This window comes from Mesorhizobium sp. M4B.F.Ca.ET.089.01.1.1 (assembly GCF_004022605.1).
GTDB classification, from domain to species: domain Bacteria; phylum Pseudomonadota; class Alphaproteobacteria; order Rhizobiales; family Rhizobiaceae; genus Mesorhizobium; species Mesorhizobium abyssinicae.
This window is the reverse complement of record NZ_RZOS01000838.1, coordinates 1-1,320: the sequence shown is the minus strand read 5'-3', so window position 1 is coordinate 1,320 and position 1,320 is coordinate 1. Positions and strand designations below refer to the sequence as shown.

Sequence of the window (1,320 nt, the reverse complement as noted above, 5' to 3'; positions counted from 1 at the left end):
GACTAGCGCGTCCCGCTCCGGTCCGACGCCGGCAAGCGCCACATGGACATCGGGAAGCCGCTCGAGCGCCCCAACCAGCGCGATCTGGTTCTTCATCTGCGTCAGGCGCCCGGACGAGACGGCGAGCCAGGCATCGCGGGGCAAGCCGAAGGCGGCGCGTGCCGCCGCCTTGTCGAAATCATCAGCTGGTGCGGGAACGCCGTGATCTATGCGCCGGATCCGCCGCCGGTAGGCTTGCGGATAGCGATCGAACTGCGCTTGCGTCCAGGCCGAGTTGACGACATTCGCCTGGTAGAGGCCGAGCACCCCCATCAGTCTGTCGATCCGCGAGAGCAGGCCCATCACCCCTTTGGTCTGCGGCGCACCGCTCTGGTTGGCGACGATGTGCCGGACACCGGCCAGCCGGGCGCCGATCGTGCCGAAGATGTTGCCGTAGTGCTGGTAGGAGATGACCGCATCCGGCCGCGCCGCGCGCAGATAGGCCGCAAGGCTGATGGCCGCGCGAACCTGTCCCGGCAATCCTCTCGGGGGCTCGGCAAGGACGAAATCCGCGTGCGGATCGCCATCGAAGGCGTCCGTCTTCCTGTACATGAAAACGGTGCGCACATCGTGCCCGCGAGCCCGCAAGCCTTCACCCACCATGTCGGAAATGCGTTGCGCGCCGGCCGCTTCGGCCTGGGTCTGGACCTGGATGATCCTCACATACGCCCCTTCAGCGCCACGCGGGCAGCGAGCGCCGGCCTTCCCATAGTGAACCCGAAGACCGATGGATCGATGCCTATTCTACGCTTGGCGATCGACACGGCAATGGCGGTCCAGGCGATGACCGTGCCGGCGATGCTGACAGCCGCGCCGATGGGGCCGAAGAAATAGGTCGTCACGGCGGTGGCGCCGAGGCCGAGCGCGTTGACGACGACCAGTACCTTGAACAGCGCATGCTGCAGGCCGGTCAGCTGCAGCAGCACCTCGATCGGGCCACAAGCCGTGCCGAACGTCGCGCCGATGCCGAAGATGACGAGCGTCGCCCGCATGGTCGGCGTGGCGTAGGCCGGATTGAACATCGACAGGATGAAGCCGCCCAGGATCCAGAATGCCGCGAGCACGCACAGCGCGATCGCGAAGCTGCCGAGCGCGGCGAGGCTGGTGATGCGCTGAACATGCGCCCTGTCGCCGCTGTAGAAGGCGCTGGAAATCTGCGGCGCAAGCGCCTGGTTGATACCGTTGAGCGCAAGCGCCACGAAACGCGTCGTTCGGTCGGCGACGAAGATCGCGCCAGCGGCCTCGGGTCCGAGGATCATGGCCACAAGCAGGGTGCTCACC

Annotated in this window: 1 protein-coding gene and 1 pseudogene; both read right to left on the bottom strand. The window is 66.7% G+C overall.

What is annotated here, in order from left to right; genetic code table 11:
• On the bottom strand, positions 1-702 hold a 702-nt coding region (locus EN780_RS34370), incomplete at its 3' end, for a glycosyltransferase (protein ID WP_145971033.1).
• Positions 699-1,320: pseudogene (locus EN780_RS34365) on the bottom strand (lipopolysaccharide biosynthesis protein); the annotation flags it as partial. The pseudogene EN780_RS34365 and the gene EN780_RS34370, both read right to left, overlap by 4 nt.